General features: G+C 67.6%; 20 protein-coding genes and 2 pseudogenes. 16 read left to right on the forward strand and 6 right to left on the reverse strand.

What is annotated here, in order from left to right; genetic code table 11:
- Positions 1 to 3 precede the first annotated feature (3 nt).
- Together CSEG_RS01410 and CSEG_RS01415 are read left to right on the forward strand one after the other, a co-directional pair.
- Complete coding sequence (locus tag CSEG_RS01410) at positions 4 to 720, forward strand: 16S rRNA (uracil(1498)-N(3))-methyltransferase (RefSeq protein ID WP_013077467.1); 717 nt, start codon at positions 4 to 6, stop codon at positions 718 to 720.
- 137 nt (positions 721 to 857) lie between these two features.
- A complete protein-coding gene (locus tag CSEG_RS01415) occupies positions 858 to 2,219 on the forward strand; it encodes a glutamate--cysteine ligase (RefSeq protein ID WP_013077468.1) in 1,362 nt (453 codons plus the stop codon).
- Positions 2,220 to 2,222: 3 nt separating this feature from the next.
- Here CSEG_RS01415 and CSEG_RS22790 read toward each other — a convergent pair whose 3' ends face one another.
- Positions 2,223 to 2,366: a hypothetical protein gene (locus CSEG_RS22790; RefSeq protein ID WP_013077469.1), complete on the reverse strand. Its 144-nt coding sequence runs from the start codon at positions 2,364 to 2,366 to the stop codon at positions 2,223 to 2,225.
- 88 nt (positions 2,367 to 2,454) lie between these two features.
- Entirely contained in the window at positions 2,455 to 2,982 is a 528-nt protein-coding gene (locus CSEG_RS01425; RefSeq protein ID WP_013077470.1) for a DUF427 domain-containing protein, read from the reverse strand.
- A 91-nt stretch (positions 2,983 to 3,073) separates the two neighbouring features.
- On the opposite strand from CSEG_RS01425, the pseudogene CSEG_RS23045 reads away from it, so the two are divergent.
- From CSEG_RS23045 to CSEG_RS01435, 3 genes and pseudogenes are all read left to right on the forward strand, one after another.
- Positions 3,074 to 3,168, forward strand: a pseudogene (locus CSEG_RS23045) (hypothetical protein); the annotation flags it as partial.
- Between the two features lie 42 nt (positions 3,169 to 3,210).
- Positions 3,211 to 5,079 (forward strand): peptide MFS transporter, encoded by a 1,869-nt coding sequence (locus tag CSEG_RS01430; RefSeq protein WP_013077471.1) that lies wholly within the window; start codon positions 3,211 to 3,213, stop codon positions 5,077 to 5,079.
- A 350-nt stretch (positions 5,080 to 5,429) separates the two neighbouring features.
- Positions 5,430 to 5,927: a GNAT family N-acetyltransferase gene (locus CSEG_RS01435; RefSeq protein WP_041538141.1), complete on the forward strand. Its 498-nt coding sequence runs from the start codon at positions 5,430 to 5,432 to the stop codon at positions 5,925 to 5,927.
- On the opposite strand, the gene tldD is transcribed toward CSEG_RS01435, so the two are convergent.
- From tldD to CSEG_RS01455, 4 genes are read right to left on the reverse strand one after another with little or no spacing between them, the layout of a single operon-like run.
- Entirely contained in the window at positions 5,924 to 7,360 is a 1,437-nt protein-coding gene (tldD, locus tag CSEG_RS01440; RefSeq protein WP_013077473.1) for a metalloprotease TldD, read from the reverse strand. The genes CSEG_RS01435 and tldD overlap by 4 nt on opposite strands.
- A 56-nt stretch (positions 7,361 to 7,416) precedes the next feature.
- Positions 7,417 to 8,232, reverse strand: a complete 816-nt coding sequence (locus CSEG_RS01445; RefSeq protein WP_013077474.1) for a GIN domain-containing protein — start codon at positions 8,230 to 8,232, stop codon at positions 7,417 to 7,419.
- Positions 8,233 to 8,250: 18 nt separating this feature from the next.
- Complete coding sequence (locus CSEG_RS01450) at positions 8,251 to 8,814, reverse strand: DUF1700 domain-containing protein (protein WP_013077475.1); 564 nt, start codon at positions 8,812 to 8,814, stop codon at positions 8,251 to 8,253.
- Entirely contained in the window at positions 8,811 to 9,137 is a 327-nt protein-coding gene (locus CSEG_RS01455; protein WP_013077476.1) for a PadR family transcriptional regulator, read from the reverse strand. Before CSEG_RS01455 ends, CSEG_RS01450 begins: the two co-directional genes overlap by 4 nt.
- Positions 9,138 to 9,502: 365 nt before the next feature.
- On the opposite strand from CSEG_RS01455, the gene coxB reads away from it, so the two are divergent.
- The 11 genes and pseudogenes from coxB to CSEG_RS01510 all read left to right on the forward strand — a co-directional run bounded on the left by coxB (position 9,503) and on the right by CSEG_RS01510 (position 19,567).
- Positions 9,503 to 10,420, forward strand: coding sequence for a cytochrome c oxidase subunit II (gene coxB / locus CSEG_RS01460; RefSeq protein ID WP_013077477.1), 918 nt, complete (start codon positions 9,503 to 9,505; stop codon positions 10,418 to 10,420).
- 22 nt (positions 10,421 to 10,442) lie between these two features.
- Complete coding sequence (gene ctaD, locus CSEG_RS01465) at positions 10,443 to 12,104, forward strand: cytochrome c oxidase subunit I (RefSeq protein WP_013077478.1); 1,662 nt, start codon at positions 10,443 to 10,445, stop codon at positions 12,102 to 12,104.
- A 109-nt stretch (positions 12,105 to 12,213) separates the two neighbouring features.
- A complete protein-coding gene (locus tag CSEG_RS01470; protein ID WP_013077479.1) occupies positions 12,214 to 13,227 on the forward strand; it encodes a heme o synthase in 1,014 nt (337 codons plus the stop codon).
- A complete protein-coding gene (locus CSEG_RS22795) occupies positions 13,224 to 13,382 on the forward strand; it encodes a hypothetical protein (protein WP_013077480.1) in 159 nt (52 codons plus the stop codon). The genes CSEG_RS01470 and CSEG_RS22795 overlap by 4 nt, the downstream gene beginning before the upstream one ends.
- Complete coding sequence (locus CSEG_RS01480) at positions 13,363 to 14,037, forward strand: cytochrome c oxidase assembly protein (protein WP_013077481.1); 675 nt, start codon at positions 13,363 to 13,365, stop codon at positions 14,035 to 14,037. The genes CSEG_RS22795 and CSEG_RS01480 overlap by 20 nt, the downstream gene beginning before the upstream one ends.
- A 69-nt stretch (positions 14,038 to 14,106) precedes the next feature.
- Positions 14,107 to 14,979 carry a cytochrome c oxidase subunit 3 gene (locus tag CSEG_RS01485; RefSeq protein WP_013077482.1) on the forward strand — a complete coding sequence of 291 codons (873 nt, stop codon included), beginning with the start codon at positions 14,107 to 14,109 and terminating at the stop codon, positions 14,977 to 14,979.
- A 70-nt stretch (positions 14,980 to 15,049) separates the two neighbouring features.
- The gene (locus tag CSEG_RS01490) at positions 15,050 to 15,412 is read left to right on the forward strand and encodes a DUF983 domain-containing protein (RefSeq protein WP_013077483.1); all 363 of its coding nucleotides are present in this window, start codon (positions 15,050 to 15,052) and stop codon (positions 15,410 to 15,412) included.
- The gene (locus CSEG_RS01495; RefSeq protein WP_013077484.1) at positions 15,405 to 16,094 is read left to right on the forward strand and encodes an SURF1 family protein; all 690 of its coding nucleotides are present in this window, start codon (positions 15,405 to 15,407) and stop codon (positions 16,092 to 16,094) included. Before CSEG_RS01490 ends, CSEG_RS01495 begins: the two co-directional genes overlap by 8 nt.
- Positions 16,094 to 17,492 (forward strand): annotated as a pseudogene (gene thrC, locus CSEG_RS01500) (threonine synthase). Before CSEG_RS01495 ends, thrC begins: the two are co-directional and overlap by 1 nt.
- Positions 17,493 to 17,676: 184 nt before the next feature.
- Positions 17,677 to 18,948, forward strand: coding sequence for a M16 family metallopeptidase (locus CSEG_RS01505; RefSeq protein ID WP_013077485.1), 1,272 nt, complete (start codon positions 17,677 to 17,679; stop codon positions 18,946 to 18,948).
- 46 nt (positions 18,949 to 18,994) lie between these two features.
- On the forward strand, positions 18,995 to 19,567 hold the full coding sequence (locus CSEG_RS01510; RefSeq protein ID WP_013077486.1) for a GNAT family N-acetyltransferase: 573 nt from the start codon (positions 18,995 to 18,997) through the stop codon (positions 19,565 to 19,567).
- The last annotated feature ends 17 nt before the right edge of the window (positions 19,568 to 19,584 follow it).

Here is a 19,584-nt window from a genome sequence, read left to right on the forward strand (position 1 = left end):
GCCATGATCCGTCTATTCGTTCCCAACGATCTGTCGGCCGGGGCCGGCGTCGTTCCCACCGTCGACCAGTCCCGCTACCTGACCTCGGTCATGCGTCTGTCGGTCGGCGACGAGGTTTTGCTGTTCAACGGTCGCGACGGCGAGTGGCGCGCCAGCATTGTCGAGGCGACCAAGCGCGGCTGCCTCTTGAAGGCCGACGTCCAGACCCGGCCCATGGACACGGGCCCGGACCTTGATTTGATCGTCGCCATGGTCAAGCGCGGGCGCGTCGAGACCATCGTCGAGAAGGCCGCCGAGCTGGGCGCGCGGCGCGTGCGCCTGACGATCACGCGCCGCACCAATGTCGACTTCGTCAAGCTGGGGCGTCTGGACGCCATCGCCATGGAAGCGGCCGAGCAGACCGGGCGGCTCGACGTGCCCGAGATCGTCGATCCCGAGAAGCTGGACAAGATTCTCGACGGCTGGGATCCCACGCGACGTCTGGTCTTCTGCGACGAGGGCGGCGACGCCAGGCCGGCCATCGAGGCGCTCGCCGGAACCGGCGCGCCGGCCGCGATCCTGATCGGACCGGAGGGCGGTTTCGCGCCCGAGGAGCGCGAACGGCTGCGCGGGCTTTCCTTCGTCACGCCGGTGTCGCTGGGGCCTCGCATCCTGCGCGCCGACACCGCCGCGATCTCGGCCATGACGCTTTGGCAGGCGAGCGCCGGAGATTGGCGCTAAACGATTATGCTCGAGGCGCCCCTTGAGGTTCGCAAAGAAAACGCCCAACTGGGCGTGACCGAGTAGTATCGCCGTCGGCGGAGAGCATGGGCCCTCTCCTCCCTCTGCATCGCAACCCCTGGGGAGGGACGGCTTGCATGGCCGACACCGCTAGCGTCCAGGAGCGTCCGCTGACGCTCTCCGATCTGACCGAATACTTCGCCCGGGGCAGCAAGCCCAAGGAGGCGTTCCGCGTGGGCGCCGAGCACGAGAAGTTCGGCTTCTACCTGGGCTCGCACGCGCCGGTCCCCTACGAGGGCGACAAGGGCGTGCACGCCCTGTTGACCGGCCTGCAGCGCTTCGGCTGGACCCCGGTCATGGAAGGCCCGACGATCATCGGCTTGGAGCGCAACGGCGCCAATGTCAGCCTGGAGCCGGGCGGCCAGTTCGAGCTGTCGGGCGCGCCGCTGGCGACCATGCACGACATCTGCGACGAGACCGGCAAGCACCTGGACGAGGTCAAGACCGTCGCCGACGAGCTGGGTCTTGGCTTCATGGGTCTGGGCTTCTCGCCACTGTGGAAGCGCGAGGAGGTGCCGGTGATGCCCAAGGGCCGGTACGTGATCATGCGCAACTACATGCCCAAGGTCGGCAACCTCGGCCTCGACATGATGCTGCGCACCTGCACGGTGCAGGCCAATCTCGACTTCTCCAGCGAAGCCGACATGGTCGCCAAGTTCCGCATGAGCCTGGCCCTGCAGCCGATCGCCACGGCGCTGTTCGCCAATTCGCCGTTCACGGAAGGCAAGCCCAACGGCTTCCTGTCGGCGCGCGCCAACGTCTGGACCGACACCGATCCGAACCGCACGGGCCTGCTCGACTTCGTGTTCGAGGACGGGTTCGATTTCGAGCGCTACGCCCGCTATGCGCTGGACGTGCCGATGTACTTCGTCAAGCGCGGCGACAAGTACATCGACGTGGCCGGCCGATCCTTCCGCGACTTCATCGAGGGCAAGCTGCCCGAGCTGCCGGGCGAGATCGCCACGATGAAGGACTGGGCCGACCACACGACGACGGCCTTCCCCGAGGTACGCCTGAAGACCTATCTGGAGATGCGCGGCGCCGACGCCGGGCCCTGGAGCCGCCTCTGCGCTCTGCCGGCGCTGTGGACCGGCGTGTTCTACGACGACGCGGCCCTGGCGGCGGCCTGGGACCTCTGCAAGGACTGGACGATCGAAGACCGCGAGGGCCTGCGCCGCGACGTGCCGAAGCTGGGCCTGAAGGCCAAGGTCGCCGGCCGCACCGCCCAGGACGTGGCCAAGGACTTTGTCGCCATCGCCAAGTCGGGCCTGAAGAACCGCGCCCATGTGAACGGCGGCTTCCTGGATGAGACGATCTATCTGGGCGACCTGGAAGAGATCGCCGACAGCGGGATCACCCCCGCCGAGCGTCTGTTGTCGCTCTATGAGGGCGCGTGGAAGGGCGACATCAGCCGGGTGTTCACCGACTGCGCCTACTAGGACTTAGAGGATCGCTCTGACGCCGGCGATGATCGCGGCCCATGAGCCCAGCGCGAACGCCAGGGCGAACAGGCGCCCCCAGACGAGGCGAGGGCGGTCGGTCGTTGCGTGAACGGCGGCTGCCCGATCGTACGAGACAATGGCCATGGTTTCCTCCGCGCCCCTCTGACGGGAGCTAGACCTTAGGGTCACGCTCCCAGCGGTTAACGCGGGCTTAAGTCCGTTCGAGCTGCGACTAAATGGCGCCGACGCCCTTGTAGGGCGGGTCAGGATCACGCTCGTCATCGTCTAGGTCGGGCGTTTCGACATTGGCGGGCCAGCGCTCGGCCTGGCTGTTTCCCGAGCCGCTGTCGGTGTGTCGCACGACGGCGTCCACATCCAGCGCCTCGGCCTCGGCGGGAGCGTGTTCGTCCAGCTGGAACTCGACATGCTCGGGATAGAAGGCCACGCGGTTCGCGATGGACCCTACGGCGGCGTAGGGATCCTCGTACGACCACGCTCCATCCTCGATGATCTGGCCGTCGCGATAGATCGTGAAGTAGGCCGCGTCGCCCTTGTAGGGGCAATGGGTCACCGTCTGGGTGCGTCTCAGGAAGGCCATTTCGACGCCCTCGCGCGGGAAGTAGTAGACCGGAGGATAGTTGGTTTCCCTTAGAACCAGCACGTCGTCGCTGCCGGCGATGTCGTGCCCTTCGAACAGCGCGCGCACGGTTCCGGAGAAGCGGTCGATCGTAATCGGATGACTTTCGTCGGGGATCTTCATCTTCGGCTCCGGAAACGGAAAAGGTCGCCTGATCAACGCGCGAAAGCGTGGCCAAGCTCCCGCACAGGCTTTTGCCGGGGCGTTTGATCGGCAAGCCGTTGCTTGTGAAACGACCGCCCGCGTGATCTTCTCCCCGCCAATTGGGGTCGGCGAGGGCGATTTGACCCGGGTCGCGTCGGGGGGCGCGCCGGGTCGGTCCGCGCGGCTCGTCATGTTCAAGGCTTGGGTATGAACATTGTTATCGCCGCGGGCGTCCTGATCACGCTCGTGACCGGGATTCCCGTCCTCATCCAGCTTCTGCGAGGCCATCCGCGCGGCCTGATCATCTGCTTCCTGGCCGAGATGTGGGAGCGGTTCTCCTACTACGGCATGCGCGCGATCCTGATCTTCTATCTGACGCAGCACTTCCTCTTCGATCCCAAGACTGCCTCGGGCCACTACGGCTCGTACACGTCGCTGGTCTATCTGCTGCCGCTGCTGGGCGGGATGCTGGCCGACAAGTGGCTGGGCACGCGCAAGGCCGTGGCGTTCGGCGCCCTGCTGCTGGTCGCGGGCCACCTGGCGATGGCGGTCGAGGGCAAGCCGGCGGTCCAGACCCTGACCTATGGCGGCGCGACCTACGAATTCCAGTCGGAAGGCCGCGGTCAGGACCGGGTGTCGCGCCTGATCGTCGCCGACAAGCCCTACGAGGTCGCCGCCACCAAGAACGGCGAGTTCGAGATCAAGGGTTTGCCCGCGGGCGCCCCGCTGCCGGCCGTGCTGCCCAAGGCAGACTACAAGCTGGACGTGGCCGAGCGTGACCCGTTCTATCTGAACGTCTTCTGGTTCGCCCTGTCGCTGATCATCCTGGGCGTCGGCTTCCTGAAACCCAATATCTCGACGATCGTCGGGCAGCTTTACCCGCAAGGCGATCCGCGCCGCGATCCGGGCTTCACCCTGTACTACTACGGCATCAACCTGGGCTCGTTCTGGGCGTCGATCCTGTGCGGCCTGCTGGGCGTCAGCGTCGGCTGGTGGGCCGGTTTCGGCCTGGCGGGCCTGGGCATGCTGGCCGGCTTCATCGTCTTCGTGCTGGGCAGGCCCTGGCTGGAGAACAAGGCCGAGCCGCCCAACCCCGAGGTCCTCAAGAAGAAGGTGCTGGGCCCGCTCAGCCTGGAGACGACGATCTACGGCGGCTCGCTGCTGGGTCTCGTGGCGATCTTCTTCCTGGTCCAATACAACGCCGTCGTGGGCATGGCCCTGAACGTCGGCATCATCGCCTCGCTGGGCTATATCGGCTGGTTCATGATGACCAAGTGCGCGAAGGCCGAGCGCGAGCGGCTGGCGCTGGCGGTGTTCCTGATCTTCGGCGCGGTGGTGTTCTGGACCCTGTTCGAGCAGGCCGGCTCCTCGCTCAGCCTGTTCGCCGCGACCAATGTCCAGCTGGACCTGGTGCGCGAGCCGGTGCGCCTGCTGGGCGGGGCGATCACCCTGGCCACCAGCGACCAGCTGAAGGCCGCGGGCATCGATGCGGCGTCCACCTTCTGGGTCAACACCAGCTTCAACGCGCCGCAGACCCAGATGCTGAACGCAGGCTGGATCCTGATCTTCGCCCCCGTCTTCGCCGCGCTCTGGACCTTCCTGGGCGCGCGCGGGCGTGACCCCAACCCGGTGATCAAGTTCGGCCTGGCGCTGATCCAGGTCGGCGCGGGCTTCCTGCTGCTGCGGTGGGGCGCGACCTTCGCCGACGGCGCGTTCCGCCTGCCGCTGATCTTCCTGGTGCTGATGTACATGCTGCACACCACCGGCGAGATGTGCATGTCGCCGGTCGGTCTGTCTCAGATGACCAAGCTGTCGCCGCTGTCGATGGTCTCGTTCATGATGGCCGTCTGGTTCCTGGCGCTCGCCATCGCCCAGTGGGTCGGCGGCAAGATCGCGGGCCTGGCGGCGACCGAGACCGTCGGCGGACAGGTGCTGGATCCGGCCCTGGCCTTGGCCTCGTCCCTGAAGGTGTTCAACGTGATCGGGTTGGTCGCCGTCGTGATCGGCGTCGGCTTCCTGGCGCTGTCGCCGGTCCTGAAGAAGTGGTCGCACGGCGCCGACGACGTCACGGCGTGACCTGAAGACCGAAGGGCCCCGGCGACGATACCGGGGCCCTTCTCGGGACGTGGAGGGGCCACGTCCCTACCTCAGGTGGGAACGGCCCGGCGATGGCTCAAATCGCCGGACCGCTTTCCGCTCCTACCCGAAGCCCTGAGCGCGGCGTCGAGCCGCGCGATTCCTAAAACCCTGAGCGCGGCGTGGAGCCGCGCGATTCGAAAGTCCGAGGGGCGACCTAGCCGAGATCTTTGCGACTATTGTGACGCTTGCCGGACTTGAGGTGAGCGTGCCGTCGCGGGCCGCTTCGGGAAAGTTACAAGCCGGAAAGCTGGATTAAACCTTCGACAGAAAGGCTGGCCGAGATGGCCATGGACGACATGACGGCGGCGCTGAAGCGTGAAGACCTGGCGGGACCGGCCGGCGAGGCGCTGCTGGCCCTCAACAACGCCCACGCGCTGGAGCTCTCGTGGCTGGAGCCGGAGCGGTTGGCCAAGCTGGTGGGCGAGGCCTTCGTCGCGCGCCGCGTGGGCGTCGCCGACGCCCTGCTGCTGGCCTTTGATCAGGACGCTGACTACGACAGCGTCAACTTCCTGTGGTTCCGCGAGCGCTTTGACCGGTTCGTCTATGTCGACCGGGTCGTGGTGGCCGACGCCGCCCGCGGGCGGGGCCTGGCGCGGCGGCTCTACGACGACCTCTTCGCCGCCGCCCGCGCGGCTGGCCACGCGCGCATCGTCTGCGAGGTCAATTCGGACCCGCCCAATCCGGCCTCGGACGCCTTCCACGCCGCCCTGGGGTTCGTCCCGGTCGGAACGGCCCAGATCCACGGCGGCCAGAAGACGGTGACCTATCTGGAGCGGCGGCTCTAGACCGCCGTGCCGCCGACGGTCAGGCCGGTGATCTTCAGCGACGGCTGGCCGACGCCCACCGGCACGCCCTGGCCGGACTTGCCGCAGACGCCGATGCCCGGGTCGAAATCGAAGTCGTTGCCGATCATCGTCACCTTGGTCAGGGCGCTGGGGCCGTCGCCGATCAGGGTCGCGCCCTTCACGGGGGCGGTGATCTTGCCGTCCTCGACGAGGTAGGCCTCGGTGCACTGGAAGACGAACTTGCCGTTGGTGATGTCGACCTGGCCGCCGCCGAAATTGGCGCAGTAGAGACCGCGCTTCATCGAGGCGATCATCTCCTGGGGATCGTCCTTGCCGGCCAGCATGCCGGTGTTGGTCATGCGCGGCATCGGCATGTGGGCGTAGGACTGGCGGCGACCGTTGCCGGTGGCCTTCATGCCCATCAGGCGGGCGCTCATCCGGTCGTGCATGTAGCCCACGAGGATCCCGTCCTCGATCAGGATGGTGCGTTCGGTCGGCGTGCCCTCGTCGTCGACGGTCAGCGAGCCGCGGCGGCCCGCGATCGAGCCGTCGTCGAACACGGTGACGCCCGGCGCGGCGACGCGCTCGCCGATGCGGCCGGAGAAGGCGCTGATGCCCTTGCGGTTGAAGTCGCCTTCCAGCCCGTGGCCGACGGCCTCGTGCAGCAGCACGCCGTTCCAGCCGGGGCCGAGCACGACGTCCATCTCGCCGGCCGGGCAGGCGACGGCGTCCAGATTGACCAGGGCGCGGCGCAGGGATTCCTCGACCTGCTCCTGCCACTTGTCGGGGCTGATCCAGGCGGCGAAGCCGGCGCGGCCGCCGGCGCCGGAGCTGCCGGTCTCGCGGCGGCCGTCCTTCTCGACGGTGACCTGGACATTGACCCGCACCAGCGGACGCACGTCGCGGATCAGGCGGCCGTCGGCGCGCAGGATCTCGACGACCCGGCGCTCGCCGGCCATCGAGGCCATGATCTGCACGACGCGCGGGTCGCGGGCGCGGGCGAAGGCGTCGATCTCCTGCAGCAGGGCGACCTTGTCGGAGAAGTCGGGCGAGTCGACCGGATTGTCCTCGCCATAGAGCTTTTCGTTGGTGGCGCGCGGCCCTTCGGCGGCGACCCCCGCGTGGCCGCGCTTGGCCAGGCTCGCCGAATCGGCGGCGCGGCGGATGGCGGCTTCGGAAATCTCGGCGGCGTGGGCGTAGCCGGCCGTCTCGCCGGCCACCACGCGAAGACCAAAGCCTTCGCCGCTGTCGTAGGAGGCGCTCTTCAGCCGTCCGTCGTCGAACACGAAGGACTCGCTCTCGGAGCGTTCGAGGAAGAGCTCGCCGTCATCGGCGCCGGCGAGGGCCTCGCCGAGAACCTGGCGGGCGCGCTCGGGATCGACGCCGGCCGCGTCGAGCAGGGACAGGGAAGCGGCGGGGAAGGGAGCGTTCATGGTCCTACAGGTAGGCCTTCGAAGCGCATCCGTCACCCCGCCCCTTTTGTCGCGGATCAGTACTCGCGGCGGATTTCGCCCGAACCGGTGACCTCGCTGCTGACGGCCTTCGGCTCGGTGCGGAGCTCGACGTCGCCGCTGCCGGAGATGGCGATCTTGGCCTTGGCGGTGGCGAAGATCGCGCCGCCGCCGCTGCCCGAGACGTCGACCACGGCTTCCTTGGCCTTCAGGTCGCCGAGATCGACATGGCCCGAGCCGGAGTTGTCGATCGAGGCCATCTCCACGCGCCCCGCCGCCTCGACGTCGCCGCTGCCGCTGACGGTGACCCTGAAAGTCGGGTGGTCATAGCGGCGAATGTCGAGGTCGCCCGAGCCGCGCACGTCGAACTGGGTGACGTCCGGAGCGATGACCGTGATCTTCACCCGCTCGGAGTCGCTCTCGACCCGCAGGCCCATGGCGTCGATGGTCAGGCGGTCGTGATCGACGTCGTCGTTCCCTTCGAGGGTGAGACGGCCGCCATCGACGCGCAGGCGCTCGATATAGTCCTTGGGTCCGGACGCGACGATCTTGGCCTCGGGACCTTGGATGAACACCACATCGACCGGGAGGTCGATGATCAGGTCGTTCTTTCCCGTCCACGCGAATGCCCGGTCGATCATCGGCGCAGGTCGTTCGCCATACACTCGGTTGGCGCCGGTGTGGATGACCTTGCCGTTGTGCCGGACGACGATGGTTTCGTCGTAGCGGCTGAAGGGCAGCGTCCAGCCGTTTTTCATGATCTCGGGTCCGGCGATGGCCGCCACCCCGGCGAAGCAGCCGATGGCGAGCGCGAAGCTGGCCCCGGCGACGATGAGCGTGTTGCGGATCAACATAGTCCCCTCCTCTTGCGCTCAGGCTTGTTCGATGGCCGGCTTGAGCAGCCGGTAGTGAAGGCGGGCGTACCAGACGACCGCGTTGAAGACGCCGACGGTGACCAGGGTCAGCAGGGCGCCGAGGCAGGTGGCCAGGCCCATCAGGCCCAGGCCGGCCAGGAAGGCCGTGATCGGTCCGCCGGGCGGCGCCGTCAGGGGCCCCGCCGCGAAGACGAAGCCGCCCGAGACGAAGATCGCCACGACCGCGACCAGCACACCGAATAGCGCGCCCAGCACGCCCATCAGCAGCGGAAGCAGGACGATCACGTCGATCGCTCCGAGGCCAAGGAGGGCGATGACCGCCGCCATGGCGTTGGAGGGGTTCTTGCGCTCTTCCCACTGCTTGAGACCGGCCTCGGCGCGCAGTTCGCGGGCCAGACGGTCCGGATCGCCCAGGGCGGCCGCGACCTCGGCTTCGCTGCGGCCGGCGGCCACGGCGTCGGCGAAGTGGGCCTCGTGATCGGCGACGATGTCGGCGATCGTGGTGACCGGCAGGCCGGCCAGGCCTCGGCGCAGGCGGGTCATGAACTCGGCGCGGGTCATGCGGCGGCTCCCACGATGGCGTTGACGGCCTGCGAGAAGGCGACCCACTCGGTCTTCTGCTGTTCCAGGCTGCGACGGCCCTCGGCCGTCAGGCGGTAGTATTTGCGCGGCGGACCGCTCTGGCTTTCGACCAGATAGGTCTCGACCAGCCCATCCGACTGCATGCGGCGCATCAGCGGATAGATCGTCCCTTCCCCCATATCGATGTCCCTCGTGAGCCTGCTGGCGATCTCGTAGGCGTAGCTGTCGGCGTGCGAGAGCAGGGCCAGCACGCACAGCGCCAGCACGCCTTTCTTCAATTGGATTTCAATGGCTTCGGGCACGTCGTCCTCGCCTCCTTGGATGCTCCCTAGTACCGCATGGTACTGAGTATCACAAGGTACCTACTGATGAACGATACGTAATGATGCGGAAATGGCGGTGGGCGGGGCGACGGTGCTGACTTTGAGCGGGAGGAAAGGCGCGCGCGCTAAAGCCGCGCCCAGAGTGTGGTCTCTGGCGCTTGGCAACGGCTAGCGATGCGCGTATGCAGCCTCGGAACGGCCTTTTTCGGGGCGGGCTGCGTGTGACTTTGCGTCTTATTGGACGCCGTCGCTTGCACGACCGCATCGGGGGGCTGTCATAAGCAAGTCGGCGCGGCGTGACATTGATCATCGTCAAATCGCCGCCGAAACGGGCCGTGAGGGATATGAAGGCGCAATTTTCGGGGATTCGGCGGGTCTTGACGGGCGCCAGCGCGCTCGCCGCCAGTGTCGTTTTCGCGGGGCACGCCCTCGCCGAGGATCTGATGGGGCAGCCGACGCCGGGGGCGATCGATCTGCAACCCGCCGCGTCGGAGCTGAAGCACCACGCGATCTGGTTCCACAATGTGATCCTGTTGCCGATCATCACGGCCATCACCCTGCTGGTGCTGGGCCTGCTGATCTGGATCATCGTCCGCTACAACAAGAAGGCGAACCCGGTTCCGGCCAAGTTCAGCCACAACACCACCGTCGAGGTCATCTGGACCCTGGTGCCGGTGCTGATCCTGATGGTCATCGCCATCTTCTCGTTCCGGCTGCTGTTCCACTACAACGACATGCCCAAGCCCTACATGACCGTGAAGGCCACGGGCTATCAGTGGTACTGGGGCTACGAATATCCCGACCAGAAGATCAGCGAGATCGTGTCGCTGCCGCTCACCAAGGAGCAGGCCGACGCCAAGAAGGTCCCGTATCTGCTGGCCGCCGACAACGCGATGGTCGTGCCGGTGGGCAAGGTCGTCCGCGTGCAGGTCACCGGCGCCGACGTCATCCACGCCTTCGCCCTGCCGGCGTTCGGCCTGAAGACGGACGCGATTCCCGGCCGCCTGAACGAAACCTGGTTCAAGGCCGAGAAGACCGGCGTGTTCTACGGTCAGTGCTCGGAGCTGTGCGGCGTCGACCACGCCAACATGCCGATCGAGATCCAGGTGGTGACGCAGGCTCAGTTCGACGCCTGGGTGAAGTCGAAGACGGCGCCGCCGGCTCCGGCCGCCGCCCCGGCTGAAGCCGCTCCCGCCGCCGCGACCCCGGCCGCCGCTCCCGCTTCCGCTCCGGCCGCGGCGCCCGCCGCGCCGGCGGCTTAAGATACTCGCAGGATAAAGTCCGATGGCTCACGCCGCTGACATCGACCACCACGACGGCCACGACGCCGATCACAAGCCGCCCTTCTTCGCCCGCTGGTTCTTCTCGACGAACCACAAGGACATCGGCACGCTGTACATCCTGTTCGCCATCATGGCGGGCATCGTCGGCGGCGCCCTGTCGGGCCTGATTCGCTGGGAGCTGATGGAGCCGGGCATCCAGGTGTTCTCCGACACCGGTCTGCTGGCCCAGCTGGGCGTCTTCAAAGGCAAGCACGGCTACAACGCCGTGGTCACCGCCCACGCCCTGATCATGATCTTCTTCATGGTCATGCCCGCCATGATCGGCGGCTTCGGCAACTGGTTCGTGCCGATCATGATCGGCGCGCCGGACATGGCCTTCCCGCGGATGAACAACATCTCGTTCTGGCTGCTGGTCGCCGCCTGGATCCTGCTCTGCGTGTCGATGTTCGTCGACGGCGGCCCGGGCCACGGCTTCGGCGGCGGCTGGACGATCTATCCGCCGCTGTCGACGATCGGCCACAAGGGTCCGGCCATGGACCTGGCGATCCTGTCGCTCCACCTGGCCGGCGCTTCGTCGATCCTGGGCGCGATCAACTTCATCACCACGATCTTCAACATGCGCGCGCCGGGCATGACCCTGCACCGCATGCCGCTGTTCGCCTGGTCGGTGCTGATCACCGCCTTCCTGCTGTTGCTGTCGCTGCCCGTGCTGGCCGGCGCCATCACCATGCTGCTGACCGACCGTAACTTCGGCACCCACTTCTTCGACCCGGCCGCCGGCGGCGACCCCGTCATGTTCCAGCACCTGTTCTGGTTCTTCGGCCACCCGGAAGTGTACATCCTGATCCTGCCGGGCTTCGGCATCATCAGCCACATCGTCTCGACCTTCTCCAAGAAGCCGGTCTTCGGCTACCTGGCGATGGCCTACGCGATGGTCGCCATCGGCTTCGTCGGCTTCGTCGTGTGGGCGCACCACATGTACACCGTCGGCATGAGCATCAACCTGCGCGCCTACTTCGTGGCCGCGACGATGATCATCGCCGTCCCGACCGGCGTGAAGATCTTCAGCTGGATCGCCACGATGTGGGGCGGCTCGCTGGACTTCAAGACGCCGATGCTCTGGGCGATCGGCTTCATCTTCCTGTTCACGGTCGGCGGCGTCACCGGCGTCGTCCTGTCGAACGCCGGCATCGACTACAGCCTGCACGACACCTACTACGTGGTGGCGCACTTCCACTACGTGCTGTCACTGGGCGCGGTCTTCGCCATCTTCGCGGGCTTCTACTACTGGTTCGAGAAGATGTGGGGCGTGAAGTACAACGAGTTCCTCGGCGCGGCCCACTTCTGGGTGATGTTCGTCGGCGTGAACCTGGTGTTCTTCCCGCAGCACTTCCTGGGCCTGCAGGGCATGCCGCGTCGCTACATCGACTATCCGGAAGCCTTCGCGAAGTGGAACTACGTCTCGTCGGTGGGCTACATGATCACCGTCGTCGGCGTGGGCATCTTCATGCTGGTGCTGATCGAGGCGGCGATCCGTCGCCGCAAGGCCGAGGCCAACCCGTGGGGCGAAGGCGCCACCACGCTGGAATGGACCCTGTCCTCGCCGCCGCCGTTCCACCAGTTCAGCGAACCGCCGGTGATCAAGGCGGACGACCACCACTAAGGGGGACGTCCGGACTGGACCAAGCGGGGGCGCGGTCGGGATCCGAACAGGATCCGGGCCGCGCCCTTCGCCCATCGAGCGAGACAGACAAGCTCCGTACAGAACACCAATGAAGACCGCCGCCATGACCCCGGAAACCGCCTCGACCCCGACGGCGGACACCTCGCAAGCCGCGCGCTGGCAGGATTATTTCCAGCTGATGAAGCCGCGCGTCATGTCGCTGGTGGTGTTCACCGGTCTTACGGGGCTGCTGGCGGCTCGCGCGCCGATCCATCCGATCCTCGGCGCGGTGGCGGTGCTGTGCATCGCGATCGGGGCCGGCGCCTCGGGCGCCCTGAACATGTGGTACGACGCCGACATCGACCAGCAGATGCGCCGGACGCGCGGCCGCCCGGTTCCCGCCGGCAAGGTCAAGGGCGAGGAGGCCGCCTCGCTGGGCGTTGTCCTCAGCCTCCTGTCGGTGATGTTCCTGGGTTTCGCGATCAACTGGTTCGCGGCGGGCCTGCTGGCCTTCACCATTGTCTTCTACGCCGTCGTCTACACGATGTGGCTCAAGCGCTGGACGGCGCAGAACATCGTGATCGGCGGCCTGGCCGGCGCCCTGCCGCCCGCGATCGGGTGGGCCGCGGCCACGGGCCATGCGCCGCTGAACGCCTGGCTGATGGTCGCCATCATCTTCTTCTGGACGCCGCCGCACTTCTGGGCGCTGTCGCTGTACGTCACCACCGACTACGCCAAGGCTGGCGTGCCGATGCTGCCGGTGGTCAAAGGCGCGCGCGAGACCCGCAAGCAGATCCTGCTCTATAGCCTGGTCTTTGTCCCGATCTGCCTCGCCCCGGTCCTGACGGGCCTGGGCGGGCCGTTCTACCTGGCCGTGGCGGCCTTGGGCGGGGCGGTGTTCCTGCTCCTGGCCGCGCGGGTCTTCGCCAGCAAGGCCGGCGACGCGGCCGATCCGCGCGTGGCCGACCGGGCGCTCTACGAGGTCACCGAGGACGAGCGCGCCGCCGGGGCGAAAGCCGCCCGCAACCTGTTCGCCTTCTCGATTCTTTACCTGTTCGCCTTGTTCGCCGCCCTGCTGGGCGAGGCCGTGATGGGCGTGCGGGCGCTGGAGCTTCTGAAGTGAACAAGTCGATCGACACGAACGCGGAAAAGCAGGCCGCCAAGAAGGCGCGCGATGGTCGCAACATCGCCATCGGCCTGGGCCTGGCGGCGTTCGTCGTCCTGGTGTTCGTGGTCACCCTGGTGAGGCTGAGCGGCAATGTCCATCCGCACCCCTAAGGCGCCCCCAAAAGCCCCCAAGGGGCCGCTGACCCCTCAGGAGGCCATGGCCCGCCGCAACGGCCGCGTGGCGCTGATCTGCGCGGCGACCTTCTTCGGCATGGTCGGCGCCGCCTACGCGGCCGTGCCGCTCTACAAGCTATTCTGCCAGGTCACCGGTTTCGACGGCACGGTCCGCAAGGCCGAGGTCGCGCCGACCCGGATCCTCGACCGCAAGGTGACCATCCGCTTCGACGCCAACATCCGTGAGCTGCCCTGGAAGTTCCAGACCATGCAGGCCAGCCAGGACGTTCGCATCGGCGATACGGGTCTGGCCTTCTTCAAGGTCACCAATCCCACCGACAAGCCGATCACCGGCCGCGCCCTGTACAATGTGGTGCCGGAGTCGGCGGGCCCGTATTTCCAGAAGCTGGAGTGCTTCTGCTTCACCAGCCAGACGATCCAGCCCCACCAGACGGTGGAGTTCCCGGTCGTCTATTTCGTGGATCCCCAATTCGCGGACGATCCCGAGACCAAGGGCAAGAACGAGATCACGCTCAGCTACACATTCTTCCCGGCCGTCGATGACGGCAAAGGCAAGACGGGCCAAGTCGCGGCCGCGACAACGCCCCGCATCGTCGAACCCCTTGGCGGCGCGCCGTCGAGAGGGCTATAGGATTCAACGAGATCGCGGCGCGGGGGGACCAGCGACCGTGTTCAGAGGGATATAAGGGTTAGCAGCAACATGGCCGGCGCCGTCAAACACGACTACCACATCCTTCCGCCCAGCCCCTGGCCGTTCGTCGGCTCGATGGCGGCTACGGTCATGGCCATCGGCCTGATCGGCTGGATCAAGGGCGGCGTCCTGGGCATCGACAAGGGCAACTGGGCGATCTTCGCCGCGGGTCTGGCCGGCGTGCTCTACACGATGTTCGGCTGGTGGGCCGACGTGGCCAAGGAAGCCAAGGCCGGCGACCACACCCCGGTCGTCTCGATCGGCCTGCGCTACGGCATGATCCTGTTCATCGCTTCGGAAGTGATGTTCTTCGTGGCGTGGTTCTGGATGTTCTTCGAGATGGCGCTGTTCCACGAGCACCGCACGCTCTCGTCGATCGAGGAAGTCCGCACCGCATGGGCCACCTGGCCGCCCGCCGGCGTCGAGACCGTCTCGGCCTGGCACCTGCCGCTGGTCAACACCCTGACCCTGCTGCTGTCCGGCACGACCGTGACCTGGGCGCACCACGCCCTGCAGGTCGGCGACCGCAAGGGCGCCAAGTGGGGCCTGATCCTGACCATCCTGCTCGGCGCGCTGTTCACGACCATCCAGGTCTATGAATACGCCCATATCAACCACGAGCAGCTCTTCTACTCCGAAGCCGCCGCCAATTCGGGCCTCTATGGCTCGACCTTCTTCCTGGCCACGGGCTTCCACGGCTTCCACGTGTTCGTCGGCACGATCTTCCTGATCGTCTGCCTGATCCGCCTGATGAACGGCGCCTTCACGCCCAAGCAGCACTTCGGCTTCGAAGCAGCGGCCTGGTACTGGCACTTCGTGGACGTCGTCTGGCTGTTCCTGTTCGCCTTCATCTACGTGATCTTCGGGGCCTCGGCCCACTAAGGTCATAAGATCTCAAGGGGCCCGGAACGCCGACCAGCGTTCCGGGCCCTTTTCGTTTCGGGAGGTCCTCGTGACCAAGACCAACCCCTACGCCGCCGGCGCGCGCGGCCTCTGCCCCCACTGCGGCGAGGGTTATCTGTTCGACGGCTTCCTGAAGGTGGCCCCGACTTGCGAGGCCTGCGGTTTCGAACTGGGCAAGTACGAGACCGGCGACGGCGCGGCGACCTTCGTGATCCTGATCGCCGGGACGGTCTGCGCCTTCGGGGCGCTGTTCTCGATGTTCGCCTGGAACTGGCCGGTCTGGCTGCTGCTGGTCGTCTGGCTGCCGGCGGTGCTGGTCATCACGCTCGGCCTGATGCGACCGGCCAAGGGCCTGATGGTCGCCGCCCAAGTCGCTCAGAAGGCCTCCGAGGCGGGGCGTGGCGATGTCTGATGTCCGGCCCAAGAAGAAGGATGGCTTTCCCGTCGGCCTGACGATCGCCACGGCGGTCTCGTTCGCCATCCTTTGCGGCCTGGGCGCCTGGCAGCTCCAGCGCCTGCATTGGAAGGAGGGCGTTCTCGCCCGGATCGAGGCGCTGAAGACGGCGCCGGCCATGCCGCTGGTCCAGGTGCTGACCGAAAAGGCGCATCCCGAAGACCTGGCCTGGACCCGGGTCAGCGTCGATTGCGGCGACGTCGCTGGCGAGCCTCTCCCGCTGGTCTATGGCGTCCGCGACGGAGACGTCGTCTGGCGCGCCCAGGCCCCCTGCGCGGTGCTGGCGGGCCCCTACAACATGATCCTGGTGGACCGAGGGCTCGTCCCGGCCCTCAGCGGCCAGGTCGCGCCGCCCCCAAGATCCTTCGCGCCGCCGCGTCGGGTGGTCGGGGTGCTGACCCCCATCGGCCAATTGGGCGGCGATCGCGCCAACGTCTTCGCGCGTTTCCCCGGCCGCAAGCCCGCGCCCCTCGTGCTGATGGCCGAGGCCGAGACCCCCGCGCCCACCGGAATCACGCCCGCGCCGCTTCCGGCAGAAATTTCCAATCGGCACCTCGAATACGCCCTGACGTGGTTTGGTCTTGCCGTAACCCTGCTGTTTATCTATGCCGCCATGCTCTGGCGAAGAGTGAGACCCTGATGCGTTACGTGTCGACCCGCGGGCAGTCCGCGCCCATCGGCTTCCTGGATGCGGTGCTGGCCGGCCTGGCCCCCGACGGCGGCCTGTACGTGCCGTCCGAATGGCCGAGCTTCCGGTCGTCGGAAATCGCGGCCTTCGCCGGCAAGTCCTACGCCGAGGTCGCGACCGCCGTGGTCGGCAAGTTCGTCGGCGACGACATCCCCAAGGAAGACCTGGCCCAGATGTGCGAGGAGGCCTACGCCACCTTCGCCCACACCGCCGTCGTTCCCTTGAAGCAGCTGGGCCCCAACCGCTTCCTGCTGGAGCTGTTCCACGGCCCGACCCTGGCCTTCAAAGATGTCGCGATGCAGCTGCTGGGCCGCCTCTACGACTACGTGCTCGAGCGCCAGTCGCGGAAGATGACCATCATCTGCGCGACCTCGGGGCGACACCGGCGGCGCGGCCGTCGAAGCGTTCCGCGGCCGCAAGAACGCCCGCATCGTCGCGCTCTTCCCGGAAGGCCGGATCAGCGCCGTGCAGCGCCGGTTCATGACGACGGCGACCGACGCCAACGTCGCCTGCGTCTCGATCCTGGGCTCGTTCGACGACTGCCAGGCGATTGTCAAGCAGGCCTTCCAGGACGACCAGTTCCGCCACGGCGTCGACCTGTCGGGCGTCAACTCGATCAACTGGGCCCGGATCGCCGCCCAGAGCGTCTACTACTTCACCGCCGCCGTCGCTCTCGGCGCGCCCGCGCGCGAAGTGGCGTTCGTGGTGCCCACGGGGAATTTCGGCGACGCCTACGCGGCCTATGTCGCCAAGAAGCTGGGCCTGCCGATCCACTCGATCACGGCGGCGACCAACTCCAACGACATCCTGGCCCGCGCCTTCGAGACGGGCCGCTACGCGCGCGGCGCGGTGGCCGCGACCCAGAGCCCGGCCATGGACATCCAGGTCGCCAGCAATTTCGAGCGCCTCTATTTCGAAGCCGTGCGCCGCGACGCGGTCGAGACCGAGCGCGCCTTCCGCGCCTTCGCCGACACGGGCCTCCTGGACATCCCGCCGGCCGCCCACGCCTGGATGCGCGAGTTGTTCCGCGGCGCGTCGGTGAGCGAGGCCGACACCGCCAAGACCATGCTCTCGACGCTGAACGAGACCGGCGAGATCGTCGATCCGCACACCGCCGTCGGCCTGGCGGCCGCCCGCGGCGTCGACGCCAAGCCGTCGGTTCCAGTCGTGGTGCTGTCGACCGCCCATCCGGCCAAGTTCCCCGAAGCGGTCGAGGCCGCCATCGGCGTCCCGCCAGTCACGCCGCGCGCCACGCCCGACCTCTCCAAGAAGCCGGAGAAGTTCGAGCGCCTGCCCGCCGACGGTGCGGCCGTGAAGGCCTTCGTGCGCACCTTCGCGGCGACGACCTGACTTTTCTACTCTCTCGCGAAGCGGGGGAGGGGGACCGGCCCCCGGGTCGCGCTATGCGCGCCCGAGGACCGGCTCCGCTGGTGGAGGGGGCGCTTTCGGCCTATATGAACGCCCCCTCCGTCTCGCTGCGTATCCGCAGCGATCCACCTCCCCCGTTTCACGGGTGAGGAAAACAATGAGCTGAATGACCGCCACCCTCCGCACCCTGAAGAACGGCGTCCGCGTCGTCTGTGATCCGATGCCGGGCCTCGAGACCCTGGCGCTCAGCGTGGTGGCCGGCCGCGGCGCGGCCTATGAGGATCCGGGCCGGTCGGGCTGGTCGCATCTTCTCGAGCACATGGTGTTCAAGGGCGCGGGCCAGCGCTCGGCGCGCGACATCGTCGAGGTGATCGAAAGCGCCGGCGGCTCGATCAACGCCGCCACGGGTTATGAGCGCACCAGCTTCCAGGTGCGGGCGCTGAAGGGCGGCCTGGATCTGGGCATGGACGTGATCGCCGATCTCCTTCGGCGTCCGACTCTGGACCCCGCCGACCTCGCGCGTGAGAAGCAGGTCGTGGCCCAGGAGATCGCCGAAGCGGCCGACGCCCCCGACGACTACGTCTTCGACCTGATCCAGCGCGCCAGCTGGGGCGACCACCCCGTGGGGCGGCCGATCCTGGGCAGCGACGCGACGGTCGAGGCCGCGACGGTCGAGGCCCTGTCCGATTGGCGCGCGGCGCTCTACGCCGCCGACCGGCTCGTCGTCAGCGCCACCGGCGCGGTCGAGGAGGCCGAGCTGATGGCGGCCGCCGAGCGGGCCTTCGGCGACTTGCCGGCGACGCCGGGCGAGGCCGTTCCCGCGGCGGCCGCGTTCGTCGGTGGACCGCAGGCCGAGGCGCGCAAGCTGGAGCAGTCTCACCTGGTCTTCATGCTGCCGGCGTGCGGCTCGCGCGATCAGGACTATTTCGCCCTGCGCATCTTCGCCGAGGTGCTGGGCGGGGGCATGTCCTCGCGCCTGTTCCAGGAAGCGCGCGAGAAGCGGGGCCTGGCCTACAATATCGACGCCTACGCCGACACCTACGCCGACCACGGCGCGCTGGGGATCTACGCTGGCTGCGCGGCGTCAGACGCGGTCGAGACCGCCAAGGTCTGCGCCGGCGAGGTCGAGAAGCTGGTCGCCCACATCGACGACGCCGAGCTGGCCCGCGCCAAGGCGCAGTTGAAGGCTCACATGTTCATGGCCCGCGAGCAGCCGCTGTCGCGGGCGGAGCAGGGGGCGGGGCAGGTGCTGCTGTTCGATCGCCTCTACGCGCCGCGCGAGCTGGCCGCCGAGGTCGACGCGGTGACCGCCCAGGACGTCGCGCGCCTGGGCCGGCGGTTGCTGGCGGATGGTCACGCCGCGACCGCGGTGCTGGGCGCCAAGACCTCGCTGAAGGCGGGCGAGGCGTTCGACAAGACGTTGTTCTCGGCCGCCTGACGGTGGAAGGTGCGGCCGTGATCGATCCCAAGCCTCCGTCGCGCCCGTGCTCCCGTCTTTCCTGAAGCCCCGTCCAACGTCGCGCCTGCAGGGGCGGACGGTCTATCTGCGACCGCCCAAGCTGAGCGACCATCGCGCTTGGGCGAGCTTGCGGGGGCGTTCGCGATCCTTCCTCGAGCCCTGGGAGCCGATCTGGCCCGAGCACGACCTCACCCGCGCCGCCTTTCGCTCGCGCCTGGCCGCCTACGCCCGTGAGATAGAGCTGGACGAGGCCTATCCGTTCTTCATCTTCCGCCGCGCCGATGACGCCCTGGTCGGCGGCGTGAGGCTTTTCCACGTGCGACGTGGCGTCGCCCAGACCGGGACCATCGGCTACTGGATCGGCGAGCCGTTCGCGCGCCAGGGCCACGCGCGCGACGCCGTCGAGACGGTGATCCGCTTCGCCTTCAAGGGCTTAGGTCTTCATCGCCTCGAAGCCGCCTGCATGCCGGAGAACACGCCCTCGGCCGCGCTCCTGCTGAAATGTGGCTTTTCCGAGGAAGGATATGCGCGGGCTTATTTGAAAATTAACGGCGATTGGCGAGACCATCGTCTGTTCGGCCTGGTGGCGCCCGAGTGAGTTGGGGCGTCGCGGCT

Origin of the sequence: Caulobacter segnis ATCC 21756 (assembly GCF_000092285.1) — a bacterium.
GTDB classification, from domain to species: domain Bacteria; phylum Pseudomonadota; class Alphaproteobacteria; order Caulobacterales; family Caulobacteraceae; genus Caulobacter; species Caulobacter segnis.

What these genes read in the sequence shown, in the direction of transcription:
- CSEG_RS01430 (WP_013077471.1), top strand. Translation starts at nt 3,211, where the DNA reads ATGAACATTGTTATCGCCGCGGGCGTCCTGATCACGCTCGTGACCGGG.
- CSEG_RS01435 (WP_041538141.1), top strand. Translation starts at nt 5,430, where the DNA reads ATGGACGACATGACGGCGGCGCTGAAGCGTGAAGACCTGGCGGGACCG.
- tldD (WP_013077473.1), bottom strand. Translation starts at nt 7,360, where the DNA reads ATGAACGCTCCCTTCCCCGCCGCTTCCCTGTCCCTGCTCGACGCGGCC.
- ctaD (WP_013077478.1), top strand. Translation starts at nt 10,443, where the DNA reads ATGGCTCACGCCGCTGACATCGACCACCACGACGGCCACGACGCCGAT.
- CSEG_RS01480 (WP_013077481.1), top strand. Translation starts at nt 13,363, where the DNA reads ATGTCCATCCGCACCCCTAAGGCGCCCCCAAAAGCCCCCAAGGGGCCG.
- CSEG_RS01410 (WP_013077467.1), top strand. Translation starts at nt 4, where the DNA reads ATGATCCGTCTATTCGTTCCCAACGATCTGTCGGCCGGGGCCGGCGTC.
- CSEG_RS01415 (WP_013077468.1), top strand. Translation starts at nt 858, where the DNA reads ATGGCCGACACCGCTAGCGTCCAGGAGCGTCCGCTGACGCTCTCCGAT.
- coxB (WP_013077477.1), top strand. Translation starts at nt 9,503, where the DNA reads ATGAAGGCGCAATTTTCGGGGATTCGGCGGGTCTTGACGGGCGCCAGC.
- CSEG_RS01445 (WP_013077474.1), bottom strand. Translation starts at nt 8,232, where the DNA reads ATGTTGATCCGCAACACGCTCATCGTCGCCGGGGCCAGCTTCGCGCTC.
- CSEG_RS01495 (WP_013077484.1), top strand. Translation starts at nt 15,405, where the DNA reads ATGTCTGATGTCCGGCCCAAGAAGAAGGATGGCTTTCCCGTCGGCCTG.
- CSEG_RS01505 (WP_013077485.1), top strand. Translation starts at nt 17,677, where the DNA reads ATGACCGCCACCCTCCGCACCCTGAAGAACGGCGTCCGCGTCGTCTGT.
- CSEG_RS22790 (WP_013077469.1), bottom strand. Translation starts at nt 2,366, where the DNA reads ATGGCCATTGTCTCGTACGATCGGGCAGCCGCCGTTCACGCAACGACC.
- CSEG_RS01485 (WP_013077482.1), top strand. Translation starts at nt 14,107, where the DNA reads ATGGCCGGCGCCGTCAAACACGACTACCACATCCTTCCGCCCAGCCCC.
- CSEG_RS01450 (WP_013077475.1), bottom strand. Translation starts at nt 8,814, where the DNA reads ATGACCCGCGCCGAGTTCATGACCCGCCTGCGCCGAGGCCTGGCCGGC.
- CSEG_RS01470 (WP_013077479.1), top strand. Translation starts at nt 12,214, where the DNA reads ATGAAGACCGCCGCCATGACCCCGGAAACCGCCTCGACCCCGACGGCG.
- CSEG_RS01425 (WP_013077470.1), bottom strand. Translation starts at nt 2,982, where the DNA reads ATGAAGATCCCCGACGAAAGTCATCCGATTACGATCGACCGCTTCTCC.